The sequence below is a fragment of the Arthrobacter sp. Hiyo1 genome (assembly GCF_001263615.2).
Classification (GTDB): Bacteria; Actinomycetota; Actinomycetes; order Actinomycetales; family Micrococcaceae; genus Arthrobacter.
In genome coordinates this window covers 966607-971075 of sequence record NZ_DF952469.1, presented here as the reverse complement: position 1 = coordinate 971075, position 4469 = coordinate 966607, and the positions used below count along the sequence as shown (strand labels likewise).

The 4469-nt window shown below is 61.9% G+C and carries 5 protein-coding genes and 1 pseudogene; 2 read left to right on the top strand and 4 right to left on the bottom strand.

The features are described from left to right. Window positions 1–766: 766 nt before the first annotated feature. Window positions 767–1552, bottom strand: a complete 786-nt coding sequence (locus tag AHiyo1_RS08775) for a nucleotidyl transferase AbiEii/AbiGii toxin family protein (RefSeq protein WP_059388305.1) — start codon at window positions 1550–1552, stop codon at window positions 767–769. An 86-nt stretch (window positions 1553–1638) separates the two neighbouring features. Beyond that, on the bottom strand, window positions 1639–2238 hold the full coding sequence (locus AHiyo1_RS08770; RefSeq protein WP_059388304.1) for a type IV toxin-antitoxin system AbiEi family antitoxin domain-containing protein: 600 nt from the start codon (window positions 2236–2238) through the stop codon (window positions 1639–1641). Between the two features lie 203 nt (window positions 2239–2441). On the opposite strand from AHiyo1_RS08770, the gene AHiyo1_RS08765 reads away from it, so the two are divergent. Further along, entirely contained in the window at window positions 2442–2984 is a 543-nt protein-coding gene (locus tag AHiyo1_RS08765; protein ID WP_059388303.1) for a GNAT family N-acetyltransferase, read from the top strand. Between the two features lie 24 nt (window positions 2985–3008). Next, window positions 3009–3245: a GNAT family N-acetyltransferase gene (locus tag AHiyo1_RS28220; protein WP_084784432.1), complete on the top strand. Its 237-nt coding sequence runs from the start codon at window positions 3009–3011 to the stop codon at window positions 3243–3245. A gap of 142 nt (window positions 3246–3387) precedes the next feature. Here the strand turns inward: AHiyo1_RS28220 and AHiyo1_RS08755 are convergent, their stop codons facing one another. Together AHiyo1_RS08755 and AHiyo1_RS08750 are read right to left on the bottom strand one after the other, a co-directional pair. After that, window positions 3388–4248: an alkaline phosphatase family protein gene (locus AHiyo1_RS08755; RefSeq protein WP_253257237.1), complete on the bottom strand. Its 861-nt coding sequence runs from the start codon at window positions 4246–4248 to the stop codon at window positions 3388–3390. Next, window positions 4202–4469: pseudogene (locus AHiyo1_RS08750) on the bottom strand (hypothetical protein); the annotation flags it as partial. The pseudogene AHiyo1_RS08750 and the gene AHiyo1_RS08755, both read right to left, overlap by 47 nt.

Genomic DNA, 4469 nt, shown 5'->3' with positions numbered 1-4469 from the left:
GGGGACACTGAGGTCCGACGTGAGCGCCCGAGCGCCCATCGATGGCGAGTTCGGCGAAAAGACAATGTTCCGCGCTCGACTGGGACGGCGGGACCTCGATCGATGTAGGGTCGAAGCCAGTTGGCCGGTGCGGACGCGCTGGTCTCGCGTCACTCCAGCGCTTTATGGGAATCGTCATGGAACTGCCGGCCGGCTTCTAATTTACCGAAGACCCCGAGCGTGGTGGGGGTCCCGCTCCCGCACCTATCTGAAGCGCATGAAGGAAGTACTTCCGCCCGATAGGATGACGTTCTCCGAGAACTGGTGCGACTGTCCGAAAGGTTTTTGTCGCGGCGTCCATCCCGTCCCCTCGTCCTGCGCTTCGCATGTGATCTCGAGCGCGGCCCAAGCCATGCGGTGACGGAGATCGTCAGCATCGAAGGACAAGCTTTGGGCTGTGGAAATCCTCTCGGCGGACAGGAGGAAGTAGCGGCTGTGAGGGGTTTCGGACGCGCGGCGGTCGGGCATTACTGGCGGACCCCATTGCAACCGACTCACCTTTAACTCACCTTAATCAGCGCCAACCAATGACAAATCATCGCCCATCGTTGCCTCCAAAAACCCCGAGAATCCGGGCGAAAACCACCAGATCACGGGCAAGCAAAGGGACTCGAGACTAAAGCGGGGGTCGTCGGTTCGAATCCGACAGGGGGCTCTTAGCTTGGCTTTGAGCTGCGGGTTTACTGCTTTTGGTCCGGCAGCGGGCAATTCCGGCCATCACCGCGGTCTATGACCAGGAACGCGCGTCGGGGTTCCACCGGTGTTGGTCTTCGGCGGAGCCGTCGAACACCGGCTCAATGAAGGTGAGCACACGTTCAACTTGCGCGTCGAGGTTCTGCTCGCAGAGGTCTTCCACTTTGAGCTTCCGGCGCCATGCGGCCCATTTCGCTTGACCGGTCGCACCGTAGCCGTCCATCAGGGCCCGGAGCGGTCCGAGTTCGACGGTTCGGTGTCTGGCGACCTGCATCGCTGCTTCTCTGACGTCTGAGGCGTCGAACTCGAATCGGTAGGACAGGACCGCCACGTCGAGCAGGTCCCGCCACCGGGTGCTCGTGGTGCCGCGCTGGAGCATGGTGACGGTCTTTTCGGCGATCACTGTCACCACGGGATGACCTTTCATCTTCACCGCTCCACCGAGCAGCGACGGCAGTTCGATCTCCTCCGGTTTGGGCCAGATCGGGTCACCGGTACTGATGTCCAGTTTGATGGTAATTCTTGCTCGGCCCAGGACTGCGGGCAAGGAGACCCGCAGGCCGCTGTACTCGTCTTCGTCGCGGATCTGTTCGATCTGCATGGGCTCATGGTCGAGGACCAGGCCGTCGTCGGCGACGACGGCGCATACCGTCTTCACTACTTCGGTGACGTGATCGACGTCGAGCTGGAAATCGAGTGCCTGTATGTCAACGTCCCGGGTCGGGCGGCGCAGCGAGTGGGCGGACAGCAGGACGCCGCCTTTGAGGCAGAAGTCCTCCGCAAAAGGCGTGTCTGCCAGACGCGCCAGGAAGCGCTCCAACCCTTAAAGCGTGAAGATCTCGTCGGAGGGTCGCCCACGCTCCCGAGCGACTTTCTGCAGTCGCAAGTAAATGGACCGGCCTGCCGTCACAGGAGGACCTCCATTGCCTGACGGAGTGGCCCCTTGGCCCGAGGGACCGACGAGGCGATCTCCATGAGGCGTGCGGGCTGTGACCCTGGGCGCTTTAGCCAGTTACGGAGCGCTTCGATTCCGGTTTCGTAGCCAGCGCTTGCACGAAGGCGAAAGGCATCGACGATCGACCGTTCAGGCGAGTAGATACCGATTCTCGCCTCATTTTCTCCTTCGACCGCCATGCTTGAACGGCCGACGTCGAACGTCGCCTTGTCGAAGATATGCCAGGTGACTGGGGCCGAGAGTTGCGGAGGGGTCTTGCCGCGGGGCAAGGCCAGATCGATGCTGGACGGGATCTCGTCAATTAGCCCATGCCGGGCGAGGGCGCTGGTGAGGCAGATCGTGGCCAGGGGAGCCTTTCGGGACGCTTCCAACAGATCGATCTCGGCCTCAATACCCGTTCCGGCGATATACAGCCCAGAGCCGATCCTCTCAACCAAGCCGGCGTTGCGCATTCGGTACAGGCTCGAGTGGGAGACTCCGTGTTCTGTGGCGTCGGCGATGCTGAACAGGCCGCGCGGAAGGCGGTCCAGCAGTTGGCTTTGGCGCTTCATGTTCATATTCTACGACAGATAACTCTATCTGTCGTAGAAAATGACCGCATGCAATGGCGGCAACAATGAGGGCGACGCACGAGGGATCGGCAATGCGACGAATCCGAGGGGCGTGGCAGGTGAAACTTGTGAATCTTTCGCCGGCTTACCATCGACACGGGGGACTTTGGTCCGAGAGAGGTATTCGGCTCTAATGTTGACCGATGATTGAACCGCGCCAACTTAGTGAAAGCGTCAGCATGCGCATACTGCGCATGAACGATGCGGCAGCGCTCGCAGCCGCATACGTGCGCAACCGTGCCTACCTCGCACCATGGGAGCCATTACGGCCCGAGGAGTACTACACCGTGGACTGGCAGTCAGCGGACATTGCCAAGCGACTCGTCACGCACGAGGCAGGGGAGGCATGTCCGTTCGGACTGTTCGACGGCGATCGACTCGTGGGTCGATTCAACATGGCAGGAATCGTCCGCGGTCCCTTCCAGAGCGCGGGGCTGGGTTACTGGGTAGATAGCGACTACGCGGGCCGTGGGCTAGCGTCGGCCGCAGTCCAAGCGATAGTCGAAACGGCGAGCGACAAACTCGGACTGCACCGCATCGAGGCGAGCACTCTTCTGCACAACACTGCCTCGCAGCGCGTGCTGCTCAAGGCCGGATTCCAGCAGATTGGCATGGCACCGCGATACCTGCAGATTGCCGGAATATGGCAAGACCACAACCTCTACCAAGTGGTGCTGCATGATTAGAGACGTCTACGAGCTGAGCGAGTAGTGGTCGCTCCGGGGTTTCGACGGCGACGGGTCGGTTCGGCCCTCACCCTGGCGAGGTTGGAATGGATCTGGTCCCGGGCGTCGATCGCTCACTACTTCGCGAACGAACACAACGCGGCATCCATCAGAATGCACGATGCTCTCGGCTTCCGGCCGGTCGCCCGATTCTCGGAGAGTCGCGGAGTGACCGCCGACGACGGCCGGTCTGAGCTCATTCTCTTCGCGGCATCCCGATAAGCGATTGGGCTGTGGCGACTCGCATAAGCCCGCCGAAAACTTCAGACATTTTCGACGGCGGTCCCGGCGACTCGCCTAATAACCGGACGCCTGTCCGCACGGGTGTGCGGGCAGGCCGTCGGCTCTTGAACGCTTTGAAGGGTCAGGGGCGGAAGAGTTCCTCGAAGGTGCCCGAAGTGGTGGGCGAGCAGGTGTTCGCCAGGCAGCCGAGGTGCCACAAGTGCTGGATTGTGGAGAGCAGCGTGTAGTGGTCCGAGAGCTGGTTCGTGGTCTTGTGCGGGCCTTCAGCTGAGTTGATCACGATCAATGGTGCGTGGCCGCCGCCCAGGACCGCGCCATTCTGTCCGACCGGGCTGCCCGGGCCGCCCGTGGAACCCGAGTAGTCGTTCTCGTCCCAGGCCAGGACGATGCTGGACTTGCTCGTCTTCCACGTCTGGGAATCCATGATCTGCTGGACGGTCTGCTTGAGGTAGGCGTCGCCGAGCTGGATCGCGCCGTGGTCGAGGCCGGAGTCCGGATAACCGCACTGGGGCAGCCCGATGAGCGCTGCTCCGGAGGGGGAGATCCCGTGCATGTCGTGGCACTGGTTGGGACTGATCCAGACGAAGTTGGGCACATTGCCGCTCGCGAGGTCGGACTTGAGGTTGTTCTCAAGCGGCACGATGTTCTGCAGGCGCGGGCTGCCCGGGTAGTTGATGTCCGAGAAGTACATGAACGGGTTGTGCTTCTGTGCATACAGCTTGACCGTGGTGGAGCCGATTGTGGGTGCGTATTCGACCTGGGAGCCGACGCTAGGGAGGTTCTCCATGTATGCCTTCCAGCTCAGTCCCTTGTTTTCGAGCTGGTCGACGATGGTCTGGCCGGAGAACATATGCGGAGTCGCGGCGGCGCTCGCCGCCTGTTCTGGCGTGAGCTGTCCGGTGACTCCTGTGTCGCTGGAGCCGGGGACGAACTCCTCAGGGGCGCACGTGACACTCGCCCCCGCTTTGCAGTCGTCCCAGATTCCTTGGAAGCTGCCCGAGATAGCTGAGAGGTAGTTGGGCAGGCTCGGGTGCGTGACGCCCGTGGTAGTTTGCCGCGGTGTTGTAGCGCTGCGCGAGGGTATTGATGTAGGGCGCGTCGGCGGTGTTGCCGATGATCTGGTCGTAGCCGTGGTTCTCCATCATGATGACGAAGACGTGGTCAGGGCCATTGGCCCCTTGTCCGTTCGCCTGGGCGACGGAG

What these genes read in the sequence shown, in the direction of transcription:
- AHiyo1_RS08765 (WP_059388303.1), top strand. Translation starts at nt 2,442, where the DNA reads ATGATTGAACCGCGCCAACTTAGTGAAAGCGTCAGCATGCGCATACTG.
- AHiyo1_RS08770 (WP_059388304.1), bottom strand. Translation starts at nt 2,238, where the DNA reads ATGAAGCGCCAAAGCCAACTGCTGGACCGCCTTCCGCGCGGCCTGTTC.